The organism is Streptomyces sp. RP5T, from assembly GCF_003933965.1.
Lineage (GTDB): Bacteria > Actinomycetota > Actinomycetes > Streptomycetales > Streptomycetaceae > Streptomyces.
Genome location: NZ_RSAJ01000094.1, coordinates 1 through 21553 on the forward strand (window position 1 = coordinate 1; position 21553 = coordinate 21553).

18 protein-coding genes are annotated in these 21553 nt (G+C 71.9%); 6 read left to right on the top strand and 12 right to left on the bottom strand.

Annotated features, from left to right (window positions below):
* The coding region (locus tag EHS43_RS13040; RefSeq protein WP_125190920.1) for an alpha-L-fucosidase at window positions 1–1495 on the bottom strand (1495 nt) is incomplete at its 3' end.
* Window positions 1496–1507: 12 nt separating this feature from the next.
* A complete protein-coding gene (locus EHS43_RS13045) occupies window positions 1508–3328 on the bottom strand; it encodes a family 20 glycosylhydrolase (protein WP_125190922.1) in 1821 nt (606 codons plus the stop codon).
* A gap of 249 nt (window positions 3329–3577) precedes the next feature.
* Here EHS43_RS13045 and EHS43_RS13050 point away from each other — a divergent pair, with 249 nt between their 5' ends.
* Window positions 3578–4921, top strand: a complete 1344-nt coding sequence (locus EHS43_RS13050) for an amidase (RefSeq protein WP_125190924.1) — start codon at window positions 3578–3580, stop codon at window positions 4919–4921.
* A gap of 10 nt (window positions 4922–4931) precedes the next feature.
* Here the strand turns inward: EHS43_RS13050 and EHS43_RS13055 are convergent, their stop codons facing one another.
* Both EHS43_RS13055 and EHS43_RS13060 read right to left on the bottom strand, forming a co-directional pair.
* Window positions 4932–5414, bottom strand: a complete 483-nt coding sequence (locus EHS43_RS13055; RefSeq protein ID WP_125190926.1) for a GNAT family N-acetyltransferase — start codon at window positions 5412–5414, stop codon at window positions 4932–4934.
* A 51-nt stretch (window positions 5415–5465) separates the two neighbouring features.
* Window positions 5466–5639: a hypothetical protein gene (locus EHS43_RS13060; RefSeq protein ID WP_007386357.1), complete on the bottom strand. Its 174-nt coding sequence runs from the start codon at window positions 5637–5639 to the stop codon at window positions 5466–5468.
* Window positions 5640–6104: 465 nt separating this feature from the next.
* Between EHS43_RS13060 and EHS43_RS13065 the strand changes: the two genes are divergently transcribed.
* Both EHS43_RS13065 and EHS43_RS13070 read left to right on the top strand, forming a co-directional pair.
* Window positions 6105–6455, top strand: a complete 351-nt coding sequence (locus tag EHS43_RS13065; RefSeq protein WP_125190928.1) for a hypothetical protein — start codon at window positions 6105–6107, stop codon at window positions 6453–6455.
* 25 nt (window positions 6456–6480) lie between these two features.
* Window positions 6481–7272 carry an SDR family oxidoreductase gene (locus EHS43_RS13070; protein ID WP_125190929.1) on the top strand — a complete coding sequence of 264 codons (792 nt, stop codon included), beginning with the start codon at window positions 6481–6483 and terminating at the stop codon, window positions 7270–7272.
* Window positions 7273–7277: 5 nt separating this feature from the next.
* Here the strand turns inward: EHS43_RS13070 and EHS43_RS13075 are convergent, their stop codons facing one another.
* The 4 genes from EHS43_RS13075 to EHS43_RS13090 all read right to left on the bottom strand — a co-directional run bounded on the left by EHS43_RS13075 (window position 7278) and on the right by EHS43_RS13090 (window position 13518).
* Window positions 7278–7508: a hypothetical protein gene (locus tag EHS43_RS13075; protein ID WP_125190930.1), complete on the bottom strand. Its 231-nt coding sequence runs from the start codon at window positions 7506–7508 to the stop codon at window positions 7278–7280.
* A gap of 296 nt (window positions 7509–7804) precedes the next feature.
* Entirely contained in the window at window positions 7805–9325 is a 1521-nt protein-coding gene (locus EHS43_RS13080; protein ID WP_125190931.1) for an SDR family NAD(P)-dependent oxidoreductase, read from the bottom strand.
* A 102-nt stretch (window positions 9326–9427) separates the two neighbouring features.
* A complete protein-coding gene (locus EHS43_RS13085; protein ID WP_125190932.1) occupies window positions 9428–10756 on the bottom strand; it encodes a wax ester/triacylglycerol synthase family O-acyltransferase in 1329 nt (442 codons plus the stop codon).
* Between the two features lie 158 nt (window positions 10757–10914).
* Window positions 10915–13518, bottom strand: a complete 2604-nt coding sequence (locus EHS43_RS13090) for a PA14 domain-containing protein (protein WP_260470515.1) — start codon at window positions 13516–13518, stop codon at window positions 10915–10917.
* Window positions 13519–13679: 161 nt separating this feature from the next.
* On the opposite strand from EHS43_RS13090, the gene EHS43_RS13095 reads away from it, so the two are divergent.
* Window positions 13680–14078 (top strand): hypothetical protein, encoded by a 399-nt coding sequence (locus EHS43_RS13095; protein WP_125190934.1) that lies wholly within the window; start codon window positions 13680–13682, stop codon window positions 14076–14078.
* On the opposite strand, the gene glgC is transcribed toward EHS43_RS13095, so the two are convergent.
* From glgC to EHS43_RS13110, 3 genes are read right to left on the bottom strand one after another with little or no spacing between them, the layout of a single operon-like run.
* Window positions 14075–15295 (bottom strand): glucose-1-phosphate adenylyltransferase, encoded by a 1221-nt coding sequence (gene glgC / locus EHS43_RS13100; RefSeq protein ID WP_125190935.1) that lies wholly within the window; start codon window positions 15293–15295, stop codon window positions 14075–14077. The two genes, EHS43_RS13095 and glgC, sit on opposite strands and share 4 nt — an antisense overlap.
* Before the next feature lie 53 nt (window positions 15296–15348).
* Window positions 15349–16500 carry a glycogen synthase gene (glgA, locus tag EHS43_RS13105; RefSeq protein ID WP_125190936.1) on the bottom strand — a complete coding sequence of 384 codons (1152 nt, stop codon included), beginning with the start codon at window positions 16498–16500 and terminating at the stop codon, window positions 15349–15351.
* Between the two features lie 38 nt (window positions 16501–16538).
* Complete coding sequence (locus EHS43_RS13110) at window positions 16539–17270, bottom strand: (2Fe-2S)-binding protein (RefSeq protein WP_125190937.1); 732 nt, start codon at window positions 17268–17270, stop codon at window positions 16539–16541.
* Window positions 17271–17480: 210 nt separating this feature from the next.
* Between EHS43_RS13110 and EHS43_RS13115 the strand changes: the two genes are divergently transcribed.
* On the top strand, window positions 17481–18611 hold the full coding sequence (locus tag EHS43_RS13115; protein ID WP_125190938.1) for a DMT family transporter: 1131 nt from the start codon (window positions 17481–17483) through the stop codon (window positions 18609–18611).
* Here the strand turns inward: EHS43_RS13115 and EHS43_RS13120 are convergent.
* Window positions 18601–19728: a transglycosylase family protein gene (locus EHS43_RS13120; protein WP_125190939.1), complete on the bottom strand. Its 1128-nt coding sequence runs from the start codon at window positions 19726–19728 to the stop codon at window positions 18601–18603. The genes EHS43_RS13115 and EHS43_RS13120 overlap by 11 nt on opposite strands.
* Before the next feature lie 276 nt (window positions 19729–20004).
* On the opposite strand from EHS43_RS13120, the gene gndA reads away from it, so the two are divergent.
* A complete protein-coding gene (gene gndA / locus EHS43_RS13125; RefSeq protein ID WP_125190940.1) occupies window positions 20005–21444 on the top strand; it encodes an NADP-dependent phosphogluconate dehydrogenase in 1440 nt (479 codons plus the stop codon).
* Window positions 21445–21553 lie beyond the last annotated feature (109 nt).

The window sequence follows — 21553 nt, forward strand, 5'->3', positions numbered from 1 at the left end:
GTACCGCCCCCCGCGCCCCCGTCACCCGCACCCGCCACCGCTCCGCCCGTACCGGAGCCCGCAGCGGCAGGATACGGCTCGCGCCGATGGTTCCGGCGGCCGTGACCTCGCTCCAGGCTCCGTCGCGGTACGCCTCGACGACGAAGCTCTCCACCTGCTGGCCGTGCCGGATGTCCTCGGCGAGGCGGACGCGGTCCACCTCCTGCTCGCGGCCCAGGTCCAGGGTCACGCGGTCCGGTGTAAAGGTCCTGCGGGCGCCCTGCGCGAGGTCGCGGGGCAGCTCGCGGTCGATGCGCTCACGGAACTCGCGCAGCCGGACGACGTCCGTGGGGTGCAGGAGACCGTCGGTGTCCGGCGGGACGTTCAGCAGCAGTACCGCGTTGCGGCCCACCGAGCCGAAGTAGATCTCCGTCAACCAGTCGACCGACTTGGGCTGTTGCTCGGGGTGGTAGAACCAGCCGTCGCGGAGGGAGACGTCGCACTCGGCGGGCCACCACTGGAGGTAGTCCGTCGTGGGCCGCGCCTTCACCAGCGCGGCCCGGCTGCCCTCGTCCGGGGTGTCGTACGACAGTGCCCAGTCGGTGCGGCCGTACTGGTTCTCCTTGACCGGGATCACGCTCCACTCGTCCTCGCGCGCGATGCCGCTCTCGTTGCCGACCCAGCGCAGGTCGGGGCCGGTGACGGCGATCGCCGCGTCCGGGGCTAGGGTCCGCACCAGGGTGTACCAGCTGTCCCAGTCGTAGCTCTCCACCTTGTCGGGCGGGATGCGTCCCTGGGCGCCGTCGAACCACACCTCGTCCACGGGACCGTACTCGGTGAGCACCTCGTACAGCGTGTTGAGCATGTGGGCGCCGTAGTCGGTCGCGGGGAGGGTGAAGGAGCGGTCCGGCGTACGGTCGTCGCCCGCCACGAGGGTCGGGATCGTGCGCGGGGAGCGGGCGCTGCCGTTGGCGTACACCCCGTGCAGGTACTGGTTCTCGTCGGCGGGCGAGAGGTAGACGCCGACCTTGAGGCCGTGGCGTCGCATCGAGTCGGCGAAGGAGCGCAGGACGTCGCCCCGGCCCTCGCGCCAGCTGCTCGACGCCACCGAGTGGCCGGTGTAGCGGGAGGGGTAGAGGACGAAGCCGTCGTGGTGCTTGACGGTGAGGATGGCCAGCTTGAAGCCGCCGTCCTTCAGCGCGGCCGCCCACTGGTCGGTGTCGAGGCCGGCAGGCTGGAAGACGTCCGGGTCCTCGTCGCCGGTGCCCCACTCCAGGCCGGTGAAGGTGTTCACGCCGAAGTGCAGGAACGCGGTGCGCTCCAGGCCCTGCCAGGCGATCTGCCGTGCGGTGGGCCGGACTTGGGACGCCTTGCGGACGAGGTCGGCCTCGGTGTCGTCCGGCGAGACGGGGATGCGGGAGAAGCGGTCGTCGGCCCGGGCCGCCGCCGGGCCCGGAAGACCGGTCACGGCGAGTCCGGCGACGGCGGTGACGAACAGGCGTCTGGAGACGGTCATGGGGGCTGCTCCTCAGCTCAGGTGCCAGACTGCGGGGGTGCGTTGGTCGGGCGGGTACTGCACGATCCGGCCGTCGTCCGTGACGGTGAGCGCCATCCGGGTGATCGCGTTGACGAGCCGGTGGCCGCCCTGCGCGGGCTCCAACTCCCAGCGCTGCAGGGTGTTCGCGGGGTCGCAGCCGTCCCAGGTCGCCTCGACGCCGGGCTGCAGCGGCACGTTGAGGGTGAGCCTGCCGCCGCTGATCGCGAGACAGCCGGCCGCCGAGCGGAGGGTGACGTACCCGTCCGCGGTGCTCTGGACGGAGGCCGTGAAGGACTGACCGAAGGCGTACGTTCCGTCCGCCACCGGCACCCGGGTCAGGTCCCGGTGTCCGGGCGCGTGTCCGACCGCCGTGCCGCGCGCCACGAACGCGGCGTAGTCGGCGTCGGGGTGCGGATCGCCCCAGGTGGCCTGGGCGACGTGGCGCAGCGCGGGCCAGAGCCGTACGGCGACCTCGTTCTCGGTCTCACCGCGCCCGTTGTCCGGCCACAGGCTGATCTTGGCGCCCGTGACACCCCGGGCGGACGTCAGCTTCTCGCCCTCGAGGTCGCGCGGGTCCCACCTCTGGTCGTAGAGCGCCTCGGTGTCGCTGTGGAAGCCGCCCCGGATCAGGTACAAGGAGTACGCGGCGTTCATGACCGAGTGGCCCTGCGCGATGAGGCGGCTCGGTTTCACCGCCACGTTCAGCCAGTGCTCGACCGTGGTGCCGCTCCTCACCGGCACGGTGTTGGCGCCGGTCAGCCCGTCGTTCCAGATGCGCAGCGCGACGCCCTTGCCCGCCGCGTAGTCGTGGACGCGGTTGACGAAGTCGACGAAGGCGTCCTGCGGGGTGGCGCCGGAACCGTACTTCTCCCGCGCGTAGTTCAGGATCTGCGGGTACTTCGCGAAGTCGGAGCCGAGCATGTACTCGTCGGCCCCCATGTGCCAGGACTTCGCCGTGAAGACCTGGGCGTACTCGTCCATCAGGCTCGTGTAGTAGTCGAAGGCCGCCTGTTGGGTGATGTCGAGGCGCGAGGGCTGCTTGACCCCCTCGGAGTCGGTCAGCTGGAGGTCCGGGCGGTTCTCGATCCACGGGTCGATGTGGCCCGGGGAGTTGATCTCGGGGATGATCCGCACGTGGTACTTGTCGCCGAGGGCGACGAGCCGGCGTATCTCGTCCTTGGTGTAGTAGCCCCAGGTGTTGGCCTCGGGGTGGGTGTCGCTCCTGACCTTCAGCTCCACGAGCAGCTGGTTGAGCTTGTTGTAGGACATCTCGCGGACGAGGTTCTCCAGCCAGGGCAGCGAGATGTGGATGTAGCAGGCGCACACACCCACGCCCCGCTCCTGGTAGCGCGGCACGTCGACCGTGCGTCCGGCGGGCACGCGGTCGCTCCGGGCGAGGAGCTGGAGGAGGGTCCGGGTGCCGTAGAAGGCGCCCGTCTCGGTCGCTCCGGTGATCGACAGCCTGGTGCCGGCGTGCAGTTCGTAGCCCTCGGCGCCCAGGGAGGTCCGGGACGGGCGCACGTCGACAACGATGTCACCGGCTCGGGCGCCGTCCCGTACGACGGGGACCGAGCCGTGGCCCGCCGCGCGCAGATCACCGGCGAGCGTGGCGGCGACCCGGCGTTCGGCGGGATCGTCCGCGACCAGCCGGGCCCCGGGCCGGTAGACGTAGGCGCCCGGCTCCGCGGTCCACCGGCTCAGAGCCGGCACGGTGACCGGCGTCTCCCCGTCCGGGCGGGCGACCGCCGGCACGGGTGCCAGGAGCAGCGTCAGCAGCGCCACGACGGCGGCGAATCCCAGCCGTTTCCTCATGAGCGACTCCCCATTCATCGGATGGCTGATCATTGAGCCCTCCAGATGCACTGTCAACGGGGCGTGAGCGGTGCGGAGTTGCCTCAGAGATCGGATGACCCGCAGGTCAGCGAGCGCCTTCAGGGCTCACTCGCCGTGAAAAGTCCAAGAAGACCGACGCGAATGTCCAAGCGCGAGCGCTCTCGACGTGACGTCCGCCTGCGGGCAGAGTTCTCCCTACGTACTCGCGAGTAGCCCCGAGGAGCGCACGTGACCAGCTGGGTCGGCCGTACCGCCGCCGAGATCGCCGCCGCCGTCCGCGAGAAGCGGGCCACGCCCCGGGAGGTGCTGGCCGAGCACCTCGCCCGGATCGAGAGGCTGGACGGGCGGATCGGGGCGTTCCGGGTGGTGCGCGCCGAGGCGGCGTCGGCGGAGGCCGACGAGGTGGGTGCCCGGGGCGACCTCGGTGAACTGCCCCTGGCCGGGGTGCCCGTGGCCGTCAAGGACAACCTCGCCGTGCGCGGCGAGACCAACCGGGTCGGCTCCGCGGCGACCCCCGACACGCCCGCCGAGGCCGACCACTCGGTGGTGGCGCGGCTGCGGGCCGCGGGCGCGGTGGTCGTGGGGCTGACGAACGTCCCCGAGCTGTGCGTCTTCGGTACCACGGAGGGCGTCCACGGCACCTCCCGCAACCCCTGGGACACCTCGCGCACGGCGGGCGGCTCGTCCGGCGGCAGCGCGGCCGCGGTCGCCGCGGGCCTGGTCCCGGTCGCCCTCGGCAACGACGGCATGGGCTCCCTGCGCATCCCGGCCGCCAACTGCGGCCTCGTCACCCTGAAGCCCGGCTCGGGGGTGGTACCGGCGGGCATCAGCGACGGCGACTGGTTCGGCATGTCCGAGAACGGCCCCCTCGCGACCACGGTCGAGGACGCCCGCCTGCTGCTCTCGGTCATCGCCGGCACCGAGTGGGAACGACGGGAGATGCCCGCCACGCTCGACGTCGCCGTGTCCCTGCGCAGCCCGATAGCCGGAGTCACGATCAGCGCGCCGTACGCGAATGCGGTGCGCGAGGCGGCCGGACTGCTGATCAAGGCGGGGCACCAGGTGCGGCGCGCCGACCCGCCGTACCCGCTGTCGCTGGGCGTCACCTCGCTCGCCACCTGGACGGCGGGCACGTCGGTGGACGCCCAGGGTCTCGATCCCCGTCTGCTGGCCCGGCGCACCCGGGTGCACGCGGCGATCGGCCGGCGCTTCGTGAAGACCGTGCGCGAGGGCGGGGCCCGGCAGCGGCTGCGCGAGCGCCTGGAGCCGTTCTTCGCCGAGCACGACGTGCTGGTGCTTCCGGCGCTGGCCCGCCGCTCCCCCAAGGCCGAGGCCTGGCACGAGCGGGGCTGGCTGCGCAACGTCCTGGCCAACACCACCTACTCGCCGCTGACTCCGCCCTGGAACCTCACCGGCTGGCCGGCCATGTCGGTCCCGTTCGGCACCCTGCCCTCGGGCGCCCCCGCCGCCGTACAGCTGGTGGGCCGGCCCGGGTCGGAGACGGTGCTGCTGGAGGTCGCGGAGGAACTGGAGCGGCGGCAGCCGTGGCGGCGGACGGCGCCGCTGGACTGAACGCCCGGAACTAGAGGGCTCTGTACATGACGTGGAGCCCCACCAGCCCGTGCCGGGGGTGCTCGAAGGCGTCCGGCACGGTGCCGAGGATCGTGAAGCCGAGCGAGGTCCACAGTTTCACGGCCGGGTTGGTCTCCACGACGGCGTTGAAGACCATGCCCCGGTACCCGTCCGCCGCCGCGGCGGCCAGGATGTGCTCGGCGAGGGCCCGGCCGAAGCCGCGGCCGCCCTGCTCGGGGTCGACCATGAAACCGGCGTTGGCGATCCGGGCGGCGGGGCCACCGTAGTTGGGGGTGACGTAGGCGGAGGCGACGACCGCTCCGGTCTCGTCCTCGACGACGTGGACGCGCTTGGCCGGGTTCATCCACAGGGCGCGCGCGGCCTCTTCGGAGGTGTCGGGGTCCCAGGCGTAGGTCTCGCCGGCGGCCACGATCCGGTGCCAGAAAGGCCAGATCCGTGGCCAGTCCTCGGCCACGGCTTCTCTGATCAGCATGGGCGTGAGTCTCGCACGCCCATGCCGTCGGCGATCGCGAAGGTCCTGCCGTCAGTCCACGCTGGGCAGGATGTGGGGCTCGGCGAGGTCGTCCTCGTAACCCGCGAGACGGATGGGGGCGGAACGCGCCCACACGTCGAGGCTGCCGATGTCTCCGGGCCGTCGGCCCGCGCGCTCCGGACGTTCCTTGGGGCGCTGTTCGCGATTCGTCTTCTCCGGTGTCACCGCGCACTCCTTATGTGTCGGGCTCACCCTCGGGACGTACCTGGCAACCTACGGTCGGTGCCCGGACGTCCGCTCGGGTCTGGGTCGAGATGGGGTCGGACGCGGTGGCGCCGGCAACTCATGTGAGAGCAGGCCGTGGTGACGGGCTTGTCCCGGGACGGACTGTGGGTGTGGGTGGGACCCCGTACTGCCGTCCGTCGGCTACAGATTAACCAGATGAGCGGGGGGCCGCTCGATAGGGAGTGAAAACAAGGTGTAACCATTGCAATTCACTGTGGCTTCTCCGGGCGATTTTCGCCTGATTTGCCACGTGACATCCCGTTGTGAAGTCACCCGTTCGGCCTACGGGTCGACCCGCCCTCCGACGCATCGGGGCCGCGCAGTTCAAGTCCCGTTGGCCGATTCGCAAGGCGCACCTGATCTGCTGACCCACGGCAACGGCCGGACCGGCGGGAGGTCTGACGTATGGAACTGCGCAGTGTCGACGAACTGATGGATCTGCTGCACGCCTGCGGCAGCGAACACGCCCTGCGGACCGCCGCACTGCTGCGCCGCAGTCGGCCCGCGGACAAGGAACTCCAGGTGGCGGGCCTGCTGATGGGCACCGGGCGAGCGGTCGAGGTCGTCCGCACCCTGCTCGGCGAACGCGTCCACCGCCTGGCACGCCACCACGGCCCCGCCCCCGACGAAGACCTGCTGCGCCTGGCCGCCGAGGAGAGCCGCACGGCCCGGTTCGACGCCGGTGTCCTGGAGGACTGGCGTGCCGTCCTGGAGCTGGTCGCGGCACGCAACTCCCGCCTGGAGACTGTTGACTGACGATTCGTCATGAGACGGTACGGCGATGACGTCCTCGTACGGACTGCACGGCAGGGCCGCCCTCGTGACCGGCGGCACCCGCGGGATCGGGCGCGAGGTGGCCCGGCAACTGGCCGAGGCCGGCGCGCTGGTGTGCGTCACGGCCAGGAACCGGGACGACGTGCGGCGGACCGCCGCCGAGCTCGGCGGCATCGGGCTCGCGGGCAGCGTCGCCGACCCCGCCCACCAGAGCGCCCTCGTGGACCTCGTCCTGCGTGAGTTCGGGCGGATCGACATCGTGGTCAACAACGCGGCCACGAATCAGCCCTACGGCCCCCTCATGGACGTGGATCCCCGGGCGTGGCGCGAGGCCTTCACCGTCAACGTCGAGGCACCGCTGCGGCTGGTGCAGGCGGCGTGGCGGAGGTGGATGCGGGAGCACGGCGGGTCGGTGGTCAACGTCTGCACCGAGGGCGCCGGGCACGTGGGCCCGAACGTCGGCGCGTACGGCACCAGCAAGGCGGCCCTGCTGCATCTCACCCAGCAGCTCGCGGGCGAGCTGGCGCCGGGGGTGCGGGTCAACTCGGTCTCGCCCGGTCTGGTGCGGACGGAGATGGCCCGGTTCGTGTGGGAGAAGGGTCCCGTCGACCTGCCGCTGGGGCGGATCGGGGAGCCCGAGGACATCGCGCGCGCCGTGGTGTGGCTCGCGTCCGACGCGGCCGGGTGGATCACCGGGGCGGATCTGCTGGTGGACGGGGGCACGCGGGTACGGGCGGCGCACCCGGGCGGGTACGCCGTCCACGACCGGCTGCGCTCGTCCGCCCCGCCGGCCTCATGACGCCGTCACGGGAACAGGGCGATGCCCGCGAGGACGATCAGACACGCGAAGACGACCAGTGCGGTCATGCCCCAGCCCCAGGGATGCCTGATCGGGTCGGAGGCACCGCCGCGGGGCCGGTCCTCGGGGAGCTCGCGGTGGACCGGACGGTCGCTCGCGTAGAACTCCTCGTCGGTCGGGTAGCGGTTGCGCGGATCGCTGAAGGCGCGCGGGTCGATGCTGTGTGGACGTGCCATGACAACTCCCGGCGGAGGACTCTCGTGGTCCGTGTTCCCCGCCGGAAGCGGCTCACACGCGGGGCCAGGCGTCCGCCATGGGGCGCCGGTCCGGCCGGGGTGGACACGTCCCCGTCGGGCGCGAAGGCCCGCACCCCGCCCGCGTCCGAGCCGTCGGCGCAGGACAGCAGGATCAGTCAGCCCGCGGCGACCGGGAACCGACTGTTCGCGGCGAACGACCTGGGCCGGCGGACCTTGTCCCCGCCGGCCGAGCGTGCACGGTCCGGAGGCGCCGACCGGCGGTCAGGACCGTCCGCTCACCACTTCCCGGGCGCGTAGTCCTTCAGGAAGACCCCGTACACGTCCTCGCCGTCCTCGCCGCGCACGATCGGGTCGTAGACGCGGGCCGCGCCGTCGACCAGGTCGAGGGGGGCGTGGAAGCCCTCCTCGGCGAGGCGGAGCTTGTCGAAGTGGGGGCGTTCGTCGGTGATCCAGCCGGTGTCGACCGAGGTCATGAGGATGCCGTCGGTCTGGAACATCTCCTGGGCGCTGGTCCGCGTGACCATGTTCATGGCGGCCTTGGCGGCGTTGGTGTTGGGGTGGCCCGCGCCCTTGTAGCCGCGGCCGAAGACGCCCTCCATCGCGGAGACGTTGACGACGTAGGCGCGCTTGCTGTTCGCCTTCCGCGCCGCGTCGGCCATGGCCGGGCGCAGGGCGCTGATGAGGATGAACGGCGCCGTGTAGTTGCACAGCTGGGTCTCCAGGAGCTCCACCGGGGAGATCTGCTCGATGGTCTGGACCCAGGTGTTGCTGTCGACGACGTCGGGGACGAGGCCGCCCGCGTCGATGGCGGTGCCGTCGAGGTGCCGGGCCACGCTGGCGTTGCCCGCGACCAGGGCGAGGTCGGCGACCTGCTGGGCGTCGAGGCCGGAGATGCCGGCGGGCAGGGCGGCGAGGCCGTCGACCGAGCCGGAGCCGAAGGCGCCGATGACGTGGTGGGCGGGCAGTTCACCGGCGGGCAGCGGGGCGCTCTCGCCCTCGACCAGGGCGGCGTACGCGGAGGGCAGCCGGCGTACGGTCTGGGTCGCGTTGTTGACGAGGATGTCGAGCGGGCCCGCCTCGGCGACCTGCTCGGCGAGGGCCACGGCCTGCGCCGGGTCGCGCAGGTCGATGCCGACGACCTCCAGGCGGTGCAGCCAGTCCCCGGAGTCGTCCATGGCCTTGAAGCGGCGGATGGCGTCCTTCGGGAAACGGGTGGTGATCGTGGTGTGGGCGCCGTCGCGCAGCAGCCGCAGCGCGATGTACATGCCGATCTTGGCGCGGCCGCCGGTGAGCAGGGCGCGCTTGCCGGTGAGGTCGGCGCGGGCGTCGCGCTTGCCGCGGTTCAGGCGGGCGCAGTCCGGACAGAGCTGGTGGTAGAAGTAGTCGACCTCGACGTACCGGGTCTTGCAGGTGTAGCAGGAGCGCGGACGCTGGAGTATCCCCGCGACCCTGCCCTCCTCGGTGCGCGAGGACGGCAGGATGCCCTCGGTCTCGTCGTCGATGCGCTGGGCGGAGCCGGTCGCCGTGGCCTCCGTGACCGCCTTGTCGTGGGCGGTCTTGGCGGCCCGGCGCTCCTGTCGGCGGCGCTGCTTCACGGTGCGGTAGATCCCGGCGGTGGCCCGGCGCACGGCGATCGCGTCGGGGTGGTCGACCTCCAGCTTGTCGAGCTCGTCGAGCACGCTGAGGCAGACGGCCAGCCGCTCCGGGTCGATGCCGGGGCCGAAGTCGCCCTCGTCACCGGGCTCGCGCACGACCTCGTCCGTGGTCGTCGCCGAGCCGTCGTCTGTCACCGTCATCGCGCTGCCGTTTCCCTGGTCACCCGTGCGGCTGTGGCCGCGTCCGCTGGTCGAACGCGGAATTTTACTTCAGCGCGGGGCCCCGGCCGAAACCGGAAACGATCAAGCACCGCAGGCGACCAGCAGTTCCTTCACCTCCTCGGTCAGCGCCGCGGCCAGCAGGTCCAGGTCAGGCACGGCTTCCGCGTCGGCGACCAGGCCGTAGTGGACCTGTCCGCGGTACGTCGAGATGGCGACCGCGAGGGACTGGCCGCGGGCGAGCGGGGCGAACGGATAGACCTCGGTGACCGGGTTGCCGCCGAGCTTGAGGCCGATGCCGGGCAGCGGGACGCTGGTGACGAGGATGTCGAACCACAGCCGGGCGCCCTGTCCGGCCAGGGGCCCGCCGAGGCGGTGGCCGAGCGCCGGGACGTGGTCGGCGAGCAGCGCGACCGCTCCCGCGCCCCGGTTCGGGCCCGCGTCCTTGTTGCGGTTCATGGCGGCGCGGACCGTGTCGAGGCGGCCCAGCGGGTCGGGGTCGTGGACGGGAAGCCTCATCAGGTACCCGGAGAGCCGGTTGCCCTGCGGGTGGGCGGTGCGCGGACGGCGCCTGGAGACGGGGATCAGGGCGCGGGGCGTCACGCCCTCGCTGCCGTCGCCGCGCTCGTCCAGCCAGCGGCGCAGGGCGCCCGCGACGACCGCGATCAGCACGTCGTTGACGGTGCCGCCGCGGCTCTTGCGGACGCGGTGCACGTCGTCGAGGTCGACGGCGACCCCGGCGGTGCGCCGGGTCCCGCTGGGCTCGGAGGTCAGGGCGGTGGTGGTGCGCGCACCCAGGGAGGACAGGGCGACGGAGGCGCCGATGTCCAGGGCGCGGCCGAGGTCGGAGACGGCACCCCGGAGCAGCTCGGGCAGCTTGCGCACGTCCGGGAGCAGGGCCTTCGCGGGTTCCTCGGGGCGTGGCCCGCGGGTGGGCAGCTCCATCGGGTCCAGGACGGCGGCGGCGAGCGTCAGGGCCCGCAGTCCGTCGGCCAGGGCGTGGTGGAACTTGAAGAGCACGGCGAAGGAGACGCCGTCCTCGCCCGGCAGCACGTGCGCCTCCCAGGGCGGCCGCTCGCGGTCCAGCGGCCGCTGCATGAGCCGGCCGGCCTCGGTGTGGAAGTCCGCGGTCGGGGCGTGCAGCAGGACGTGCCGGAGCGGGTCGAAGTCGGGGTCGGGGACTCGGGCGGCGCCCCCGAAGGCGTAGGGGAAGCCGAGCGGCCACACGTCCCGGATCCGCATCCGCAGTCCGGGGACGGCGGCGGCGCGGCCGGCGAGCAGGTCGGCGGCGTGGGCGCCGGCGGTGGGCGAGTGCGCCGAGAAGACGCCGAGCGCCCCCAGGTGCATCGGGTGCTCGGCGGACTCCATGTTCCAGAACGCCAGGTCGAGAGGGGCCAGCAGGTCGGAAGTCAATGGCTTGCCTCGCGTCGACAACGGGTGGACCAGCAGTCAATCGCCCTCCGGCGATTACGGTCAAGTACGATCAAGCTACGCTCAGTTAACAGCAGATTAAGTCCCGCCCCGGGGAAAGGGGCGGGACACATGGTGCGGATGGGCTCATCCGTCGCCGATCAGCACCCTGTCGGAGTCGCCCGGGAGGCATCCCGGATGAGGGCCTGATGTGCGGCCCGGACCCGCTCCGCATCCGGTTTCAGCACCGCGCGGTCGTAGGTGAGCAGGCCGTTCAGCTCGCCCTCGACGTCCGAGATCTGGGTGTAGACGGCCCCGTTGCCACCCCGGCAGACCAGGGCCCGCACCTCGTCGAGCTTCGCCAGATAGTCGTCGGTGTAGGTGGCCGGATCGACGTCGACGTACGACTGCTGGACCGACCAGGCGTGCCCGGGCACCGCCAGGCCGAGGCCGCCGTACTCGCCGCTGACCAGGGCACGTCTGCCGTCCGGGTGGGGCGGCAGGGCGGGACTGGGATAGCCGTGCTCGTCCATGATGTCGCCGGCGTTTCCGTCGGCGCCGAGGTTGAGTCCCGACTGGTTGTTGACGAGCCGGGTCGGGTCCCAGCCCTTGGCCTGTTCGGCGACCCGGCCGACGTCGTACTGCCCCCAGCCCTCGTTGAAGGTCACCCACATGACGACCGACGGGCTGCTGATGTGCTCGTCGATCATCAGTTTCATCTCGCGCTCGTACTCCGCGCGGGCGGCGGGGCCCGGATTCACCCCCGCGGTCATCGCGGGCATGTCCTGCCACACCATCAGGCCCAGCCGGTCGGCCCAGTAGAACCAGCGGTCCGGCTCGACCTTGATGTGCTTGCGCACGGCGTTGAAGCCGAGCTGCTTGTGCACCCTCAGGTCGTAGGCGAGGGCCTCGTCGGTGGGTGCGGTGTGCAGCCCGTCGGGCCAGAAGCCCTGGTCGAGGGTGGCCATCATGAAGACCGGCTCGCCGTTGAGGACCGTGCGCGGGGTGCCGTTCACGTTCTCGACGGCGATCGAGCGCATCCCGAAGTAGCTGCCGACGCGGTCGGCGCCGACGGTCACCTTCAGGCCGTACAGGAAGGGGTCGTCGGGTGACCACAGGTGCGGGTCGTCGAGGGTCAGGGTGAGCGGCTCCCCGGTCCGGCCGCGGGCCGTGGCGACCTTCCGCTTGCCGTCGTACGCCGTCGCCGTGACCGGTACGCCGTCGCGCACGCCCCGCGCCTCGACCGTCAGCCGTCCGGTGGGGACGTCGGGGGTGAGCTTGAGGGAGTCGACGTGGTCGGGGGCGACGGGCTCCATCCAGACGGTCTGCCAGATGCCGGAGGACGGGGTGTACCAGATGCCGCTCGGGTCCAGGCGCTGCTTGCCGAGGGGCGGGTTCTCGCCGTCGGCCGCGTCGGTGGGGTCGTACACGCCGACGATCAGTTCCTGGGTGCGGCCGGGTTTCAGGGCGCCGGTGATGTCGGCGCCGAACTTGTCGTAGCCGCCGGTGTGTTCGGCGACCCTGGTGCCGTTGACGTAGACCTCGGAACGCCAGTCGACCGCGCCGAAGTTGAGCCGCAGGCGCTTGCCGGAGCCGATGCCCCAGTCGGCCGGGACGGTGAAGGTGCGGCGGTACCACATGCGGTCCTCGTGCCGTTCCAGACCGGAGAGCTGGGACTCGACGGGGTACGGGACCAGGATGCGCTCGGCGAGGTCGCGGCCCACGGGCGGCTGCTCTCCCGCCTCGGCGGCGGCGAACTGCCAGCGCCCGTTGAGGTTCTGCCACTTGTCGCGGGTCAACTGCGGGCGCGGGTACTCGGGAAGGGCGTTGCCGGGACCCACCTCGTCGGCCCACTTCGTGCGCAGCTCGTACGTCGAGCGGTTGGGGCCGCTGCTCCAGAAGGCGTCGACAACGTTGCCGTCCGTGCCGGCGAGACCGCCTGCGCCGTCGTAGCGCAGATCGGCGGTGCCGCGGGCCGTGCCGCTCTTGTTGCCCACGACGGGTTCGGCGAGCGCGACGAGCAGGGCGCGGGGGTTGAGCGGGTCCTGCTTCACCGTGCCCAGGGGCCATCTGGCGCCGCCGATCACCGCCTGGAAGTGGTCGGCGAGGCCGGCCGGGGGCGCGGCGAGCGGCTGGGCGAAGTCGAGCCGCAGGGTGCGGCCGGTGCCGAGGACCGTGGTCGCGATCGGTCCGTCGTAGTCGTAGCCCTCGGGGAGCCGGAACGCCGACTGCGGGACCGCCTCCTTGGTGCCGCCGGGCTGGATCCAGCGCAGGTGGAGGTTGGAGCCGCCGTAGTGCTCGAAGTACTCGACCTTGATGTCGTAGGACCGTCCCGCGGTCAACTCGACCGGCTGGGCGGTCTGTTCGCGGTCCCAGTCGTCGACCCAGTGGTCGATGAGGAGCTGTCCGCCGATCCACAGGCGGAAGCCGTTGTCGCCGATGACGGAGAAGGTGTGGGGGCCGGACACCGTCGGGACGAGCCTGCCGGTCCAGCGGACGCTGACGTCGTCCGAGCGGCCGGTCGCGGCGGCGAGCCGGGGTTCCAGGTTGTCGAAGTCGAGGTCGGGATCGAAGGTGGTGGCCTTGAGTTCGTGGAAGTCGAAGGCGCCGGGGGCGGACTGGGTCCAGTACTCGCCCTTGAGTCCGCGGGCCTCGACGGGATCGTCGGCCAGGGCCGGTGCCGCGGTCAGGCCGGCGACCCCGAGCAGGGCGGCGATCAGTAACGCCAGCCGGTCTCTGAGGCGGGTGAGGTGCCTGGAGTGCACGGAAGCCTCCATAACAACGTTGTCATGGGCAGGAGTTGGCATGACAACACGGATTCCGCTTCCCGTCCAGGGACATGACAAGCCCGCAGCGCGTGCCGTGGCCGGTCCGCGCGCGGACAATGAACGCAGGACCCCTTCCCTGCCGGAAGAAGGCGACGGAGATGCCGAAGGTTTCCCGTGACACGGCCACCCAGGGCGGTGACTACGGCGCGGTCGTCGACCTCGCCGAGGAGTTCGGCGACTACACGGTCGACTTCGTGACGTTCCGCGAGGACATCGACCACGGGCCCCTGCTCAAGGGGCTGCCCGACGACCGCTGCCAGTGCCCGCACTGGGGCTATGTCTTCCGGGGCGAGCTCACCTTCCACTACGCGGACCACGACGAGGTCTACCACGAGGGCGACGCGTTCTACGCCCCCTCGGGACACGTGCCGGTGCACACCGAGCCGGGCAGCGAGTACCTCCAGATCAGCCCCTCGGACCAGCTGCGCCGGACCAACGAGGTGATCATGAGGAACTTCGAGGCCCTGCGGGGCGGCGCCGGCCCGGCCGGCGCCTAGGACACCAGCTGGCCCTTCCCCAGGGCGATCACCCCGCCCTTGGACACCGTGTACAGCTCCGCGTCCCGCTCCGGGTTCACGCCGATCGTGGCGCCCGGCGGGACCTCCACGTTCTTGTCGAGGACGGCGCCGCGGACCACCGCGCCCCGCCCGATCTTGACGTTGTCGTGCAGCACCGAGCCCTGGACCACCGCTCCCGGGTCCACCAGGACGCCGGGCGACAGCACGGACCGCGTGACCTGGCCGCGGATGAGGCAGCCCGCGCTGATGATGGACTCGCTGGCGATGCCGCCCGCGTTGAAGCGGGCCGGGGAGAGCTGGCCGGAGTGGGTGTATATCGGCCACTGCCGGTTGTAGAGGTTGAAGGCGGGACGCTCGGCGATCAGGTCCATGTGGGCGTCGTAGTAGGCGTCCAGGGTGCCCACGTCCCGCCAGTAGCCGCGGTCGCGGCTGGTCTCGCCCGGGACGTGGTTGGCGCTGAAGTCGTAGAGCTGGGCCTCACCGCGGTCGGTGAGCTGCGGGAGGATCGAACCGCCCATGTCGTGCACGGAGTCCTCGTCCTCGGAGTCCCGCTGGAGCGCCTCGATGAGGGCTTTGGTGGTGAAGATGTAGTTGCCCATCGACGCGAACACCGTCTCCGGGTCGTCCGCCAGGCCGGGCGGGTCGGCGGGCTTCTCCAGGAAACGCTCCACCGTGAGACCGTCCGAGCCCGGCGAGATCACGCCGAAGGACGAGGACTCCGAACGCGGGACGCGGATCCCGGCCACCGTGACCCCCGCCCCGGCCTCGATGTGCTGCGCGAGCATCTGGCGCGGGTCCATGCGGTACACGTGGTCGGCGCCGAACACCGCGACGTAGTCGGGGCGCTCGTCGTAGAGCAGGTTCAACGACTGCAGGATCGCGTCCGCGCTGCCCAGGTACCAGCGCGGCCCGAGGCGCTGCTGGGCGGGCACCGGCGTGACGTAGTTGCCGAGCAGGCTCGACATCCGCCAGGTGGTGGTGATGTGCCGGTCCAGCGAGTGCGACTTGTACTGCGTGAGCACGCATATGCGCAGGATGTCGGCGTTGACGAGGTTGGACAGGACGAAGTCGACCAGGCGATACGTCCCTCCGAAGGTGACCGCTGGTTTGGCGCGGTCCGCGGTCAGGGGCATCAGGCGCTTGCCCTCACCGCCCGCGAGTACGATGCCGAGCACCGAAGGTCCGCCACGACGCATGGCCGCTCCCCTCACCTGGTTTGTGACCCATGCTTGCCCTTGCCCAGGGCTCGCTACGCCTGTTTGACGATCTCCTCGTACAGCCGGACCGTGCGCCGCGCGACCGCGTCCCAGCCGAACTCCTCCACCGCGCGCCGCCGTCCCGCCTCGCCCATCCGCCGTGCCGTGGCCGGATCGCCGATCACGGAGTCGAGTGCCCCCGCGAGGGCCGTCTCGAACCCGTCGTCCACGGTCACCAGCAGTCCGGTCCTGCCGTCGTCCACGACCTCCGGGATCCCGCCGACCCGCGAGGCCACCACGGGAGTGCCGCAGGCCATCGCCTCCAGGTTGACGATCCCGAGCGGTTCGTACACCGAGGGGCAGACGAAGACGGCCGCGTGGGTCAGGAGCTGGATCACCTCGGGGCGCGGCAGCATCTGCGGGATCCAGTGCACGCCCTCGCGGACCCGGCTCAGCTCCTCGAAGAGCTCGCGGAACTCCCGGTCGATCTCCGGCGTGTCCGGGGCGCCCGCGCACAGCACGACCTGGGCGGCCGGGTCGATGTCCCGGACCGCGCGCAGCAGGTGGGGCACGCCCTTCTGGCGGGTGATGCGGCCGACGAACAGCACGAAGGGGCGGTCCCGGTCCAGGCCGATCCGGTCCAGCACCTCGGTGCCGTGGTCGGGCCGGTACAGGGCGGTGTCGATGCCGTTGTGCACGATGTGGACCTTGGCCGGATCCAGCGCCGGGTAGCAGCCGAGGATGTCCTCGCGCATGGCTCCCGACACGGCGATCACCGCGTCGGCGGACTCGATCGCGGTGCGCTCGGCCCAGCTGGACAGCGCGTAACCGCCGCCGAGCTGCTCGGCCTTCCAGGGGCGCAGGGGCTCCAGGGAGTGGGCGGTCATCACGTGCGGGATGCCGTGCAGCAGCTTGCCGAGGTGGCCGGCGAGGTTGGCGTACCAGGTGTGCGAGTGGACCAGCTCGCGGCCCTCCAGGCCCGCGGCCATGGACAGGTCCACGGAGAAGGTGCGCAGCGCGTCGTTGGCGGTGTCCAGCGCGGACCAGGGCCGGTGCCGGACCACGCCTTCCGCGCGGCCCTCGCCCCAGCAGTGCACATCCAGGTCGACGAGTGACCTCAACTCCCGGGCGAGGAACTCGACATGGACACCCGCGCCGCCGTACACGTCCGGCGGGTACTCCCGGGTCAGCAGGCCCACACGCACCCGGAACCCCCTGTCTCTGGGCTGGTCGGCTTTCATGGTCACCCAGATGCGCCGCGCGGGGAAGAGCGCGGGGCTCCTGTGAGGCAACAGTCACCGCACAGGCCACCTCCCGGCAACCGGTAGTACAGGCAGCAACTGCGGCGGCGCCGGGTGGCGGCGTCGAGCGTGCCCGCGAGCAGGGGGTGGGTGAGGAGCTCCGCCGTGAGGGCGCGGGCGCTGCCGTGGTGGCCCAGTTGCCGCTCGGCTCCCGCGAGCGCCGAGCCGGCGTTGCCCCACAGCAGCCCGGTGGCCAGCCGGTACTCGGTGTGCAGCAGCGCCGCCAGGGGTTCGAGATGGCCGTGCAGCACAGCCTCGGCGATCGTCCCGGCATCGCCGGGAAGCGGCGTGACCCCGTCCAGCCGCAGATCGTCGGGAGCGCTCGCGTCGGGGTCCCAGCGCAGCCGGTGCGGGGACAGGTCGGGGATCTGCCCGTACCGGACGGCGCAGCCGAGCGCCACCGACCACAGGCGGGCGGCGAGGCCCAGGTGGGCGATGGAGGCCGCGATCCGGGGCTCGGGGGCACGCAGGGCCCCGGCGACCTTCCGGACACGAAAAGTCAGGGGATTTCGGTAAACATCCGACCCTAGGTTCTCGTAGACTTGTGCGAGTGTCGGCAGTGCGGTGCGCGAGGCCGCGGGAGCGCCGCCGATCGTGCGTAGTACGAAGAAGGCGCCGAGCGGTCGCAGCGCCGCGAGTTCCGGGTCGAGGTCCACGACCAGCAGTAGTACCAAGACCCCTAGGGGCACCCACCAGGGGGCCTCCACCCCGTGTCACCCGCCCTGGGGAGGACACGGGCCGTTCTGTACTCCATCGGCAGTAGGACCCATTGACTGCTCAGGGACGACGACGGGAAGAACTTTTCCGGGCATCGTGTTGGTCATGGAAGACGACCGTTCGTCGCGCCGGGCAGCATGCCCCCGCCTCACGCAGAGGAGCAGCTCATGAGTGCCCTCGCGTTGTCCGTGCTCCTGTCCCTCGTCTCCGCCGTCGCGTACGCGGGCGGGGCGATCGTGCAGGAGCAGGTCGCGGTGTCGCACCCCGATGAGCAGTTCGCGCCGCTGCGCCGGGCGGGCTGGTGGGCGGCGGTCGCGTTGAACAGCCTGGGCGGGCTCCTGCACGTGGTGGCGCTCGCCTACGGTCCGCTCAGCCTGGTCCAGCCGCTGGGCGCCCTGACGATCGTCTTCGCGCTGCCGATGGCCGCGCTGTTCGTCGGCCGCAGGGCCGGGGCCACCGCCTGGCGGGGCGCGATCATGGCGACGGTGGGTCTGGCCGGTCTGCTCTCCCTGGTGGGCGCCTCCGACGCGCACTCGCTCGGCACGGCCCAGCGGGTGTTCGCGGGCCTGGTGACGGCCGCCGCGGTGATCGCGCTGATGATCGCGGGCCGGGCCGCGCACCGGCACCCGGTGGTGCGCAGCGTGCTGCTCGCCACCGCGTCCGGCATCGCGTTCGGTATGTCCTCGGTGTTCACCAAGACGGTCGCCGTGGACTGGAGTGACGGCGTGTCGGCGGGGGACCTGCCCTCGCTGGCCGCGATCGGTGTCCTGGCCACCGCGGGACTGATGCTGTCGCAGGCCTCCTACCGGGGCGCCGGTCTCGCGGCCCCGCTGGCGACACTGACGGTCGTGAACCCGGTGGTGGCGGCCGTGGTCGGCATCACGATGTTCGGCGAAACCTTCCGCTACGGCACCACGGGCACCGCGCTCGCCCTGAGCTGCGGTGTGGTGGCGGCGGGCGGTCTGATCCTGCTGACCACGGAACGGATCCAGCGCACCCACGCCGAACCGGCGGCGGCCGCGGAGCCCGGCAGCGGGGAGGCGTTCGCCGCGGCGCCGGCCGAGGAACCGGCCGACGCCCTGGTGCGCGAGGGGGTGCTCGTCGACCAGATCGCCGCCCTGCGCGAGGAACTGCTCGTGCCGGCACCCGCCGCGCACGAGACGGCGTCCGAGGACGGCCCGCCCGAGCGGGCCGCGGCCCCGGGCGGCGAGCCCCCGGCGTACTACGGCCCCTTCTACGGCGCCGCGTACATCCCGATGCCGGTTCTGGACCGGCACCGGACCCGCGTCAGATCCTGATCCCGCCCGCCCGGAGATACGCCACCGGGTCGATGTCGCTGCCGAAACCGGGCCCCGTCCGCACCTCGAAGTGCAGATGCGGGCCCGTGCTGTTGCCGGTGGAGCCCGAGCGGCCGATGCGCTGGCCGGGGCCCACGCTCTGCCCGGACTTCACGGAGATCGCGGACAGGTGGGCGTACTGCGTGTAGCGGCCGTCGGCGTGGCGGATCACCACCTGGTAGCCGAAGGAGCCGCCCCACCCGGAGGTGACGACCCTGCCGGCCGCGACCGCCTTCACGGAGGTCCCGGTGGGAACGGCGAAGTCGACGCCGGTGTGGTAGCCCTTCGACCAGGCGGAGCCCGCCTTGTGGTACGGGGTGCCGAGGGAGGCGTTCACGGGGGCGACCAGTCCGGTCCTGGCGGCCTTCTCGGTCTTCTCGCCGGTGTCGGAGGAGGTCTTCCGGGTCGGGGCCGAGGTGTGCCCGGTGGTGGTGGGCGTGCCCGCGCCGGCCCGCAGCCGCAGCCGCTGTCCGGGCAGGATGAGGTCGGGATCGGCGCCGATGGTCTTCCGGTTGGCGGAGTACAGCCCCTGCCAGCCGCCCCGCACCTTGTGCGCGTCGGCGATCCCGGAGAGCGAGTCGCCCCGGACCACGGTGTACATCTCGGCGGACCCGGCCCGCGACTGCGGGGTGGTCTGCGGCTGGACGTCCCGCACGGAGGTCGTCTTCCCGGTGAGGGGGCGGACGCCCGGGGCGGTGCCCCCGCGGGTGAGTCCGGCCCGCTCGGAGCAGGCCGGCCAGGCGCCCGGCCCCTGTCCGTCGAGCACCTTCTCCGCCACGGCGATCTGCTGGTCCCTGGTGGCCAGATCCGCTCGGGCCGCGTACCGGGTGCCGCCGTACGCCTCCCAGGTGGACTGGGTGAACTGGAGCCCGCCGTAGTAGCCGTTGCCGGTGTTGATGCTCCAGTTGCTGCTGGACTCGCACGCGGCGACCTTGTTCCAGGTGTCCACGTCGGCCGCGTGGGCCGTGCCGGTGCCGATGAGCGGGACCGCGATGCCGACGCCGCCGGCGGTGACGGTGAGCGAGGCGCGGTTGATCCTGTTCGGCTGATACCGGCGGTGCCGGCCGCGTACGGCCATGAGGCCTCCCCCTAGACATGCGTCAGACATGCGTCGTGCGCCAGGAGGGGCAAAAGTAAGCGCCGCGAACAGGCCATGACAAGACGGCAACCAGCCGCGTGGGGGCGCGCGGCCGGCCGGCGTCCCACGCTGAACGCAACGAGGCGCCCGAACCGTATCCCTGGTGTGCGGACAGTCCCCCGACAAGCCAGGATGTCCGGTGGACGATACTGACCAGCACGACCGGCAGCGATAGACGACCTACGCGATCCACAGGATCTTTTGGGAGCAGGCGGTATGAGCAACACAGCGCAGATCGGCGTCACGGGCCTCGCGGTCATGGGCCGCAACCTCGCCCGTAACTTCGCCCGCAACGGCTATACGGTCGCCCTGCACAACCGGACCGCCTCGCGTACGCACGCCCTGGTCGAGGAGTTCGGGAGCGAGGGCGACTTCATCGCGGCCGAGACCGCGAAGGAGTTCGTGGCGGCCCTGGAGCGGCCGCGCCGTCTGGTCATCATGGTGAAGGCCGGTGAGCCGACCGACGCGGTGATCCAGGAGTTCGCGCCGCTGCTGGAGCCCGGCGACATGATCATCGACGGCGGCAACGCGCACTTCGCGGACACCCGGCGCCGCGAGCGCGAACTGCGCGAGCAGGGTATCCACTTCGTCGGCATGGGCGTCTCCGGCGGCGAGGAGGGCGCGCTCAACGGCCCGAGCATCATGCCGGGCGGCCCGAAGGAGTCGTACGACTCGCTCGGCCCGATGCTGGAGAAGATCTCCGCGAAGGCGAAGGACGGCGCCCCGTGCGTGACCCACGTCGGTCCCGACGGCGCCGGGCACTTCGTGAAGATGGTCCACAACGGCATCGAGTACGCCGACATGCAGCTGATCGGTGAGGCGTACCAGTTGCTGCGGGACGTGGCCGGGTACTCGCCCGCGCAGATCGCCGACATCTTCCGCACCTGGAACACCGGCCGGCTGGACTCGTACCTGATCGAGATCACCGCCGAGGTGCTCTCCCACGTGGACGCGGCGACGGGCAAGCCGTTCGTGGACGTGGTGGTGGACCAGGCCGAGCAGAAGGGCACCGGCCGCTGGACCGTGCAGATCGCGCTGGACCTGGGCGTCCCGGTCTCCGGTATCGCGGAGGCGGTCTTCGCCCGCTCGCTGTCCGGGCACGCGGAGCTGCGGGAGGCGTCCCGCGGTCTCGCCGGGCCCAAGGCGTCCGCGCTGTCGGAGTCCGAGGCGGGCGCCTTCGCGGACCGCGTGGAGCAGGCGCTGTACGCCTCGAAGATCGTGTCGTACACCCAGGGCTTCCACGAGATCGCGGCCGCCCGCGAGGAGTACGACTGGGACATCGACCTCGGTGCCGTCTCGGCGATCTGGCGCGGTGGCTGCATCATCCGCGCGGCCTTCCTGGACCGCATCCGCTCCGCCTACGACACCCGCGCGGACCTGCCCAGCCTGCTCTCCGACGACACCTTCGCGCAGGAGATCGCCGACGCCCAGGACGACTGGCGCGAGGTCATCGTCGCGGCGACCCGCCAGGGTGTGCCGACGCCGGGCTTCGCGGCGGCGCTCGCCTACTACGACGCGCTGCGCGCCGAGCGGCTGCCCGCGGCGCTGACGCAGGGGCAGCGGGACTTCTTCGGCGCGCACACCTACCGGCGCACGGACCGCGAGGGCTCGTTCCACACGCTGTGGGGCGGGGACCGGTCCGAGGTGACCGGCTGAGCGTTCCCCTGACATGGAGGAGGGCCACCGTGCGGTGGCCCTCCTCCAGTGTGTTCGGGCGGTCGCCGTCAGCTGAGCGGCGGCCCCGGTTCCGGGTTCGGCACCGGCT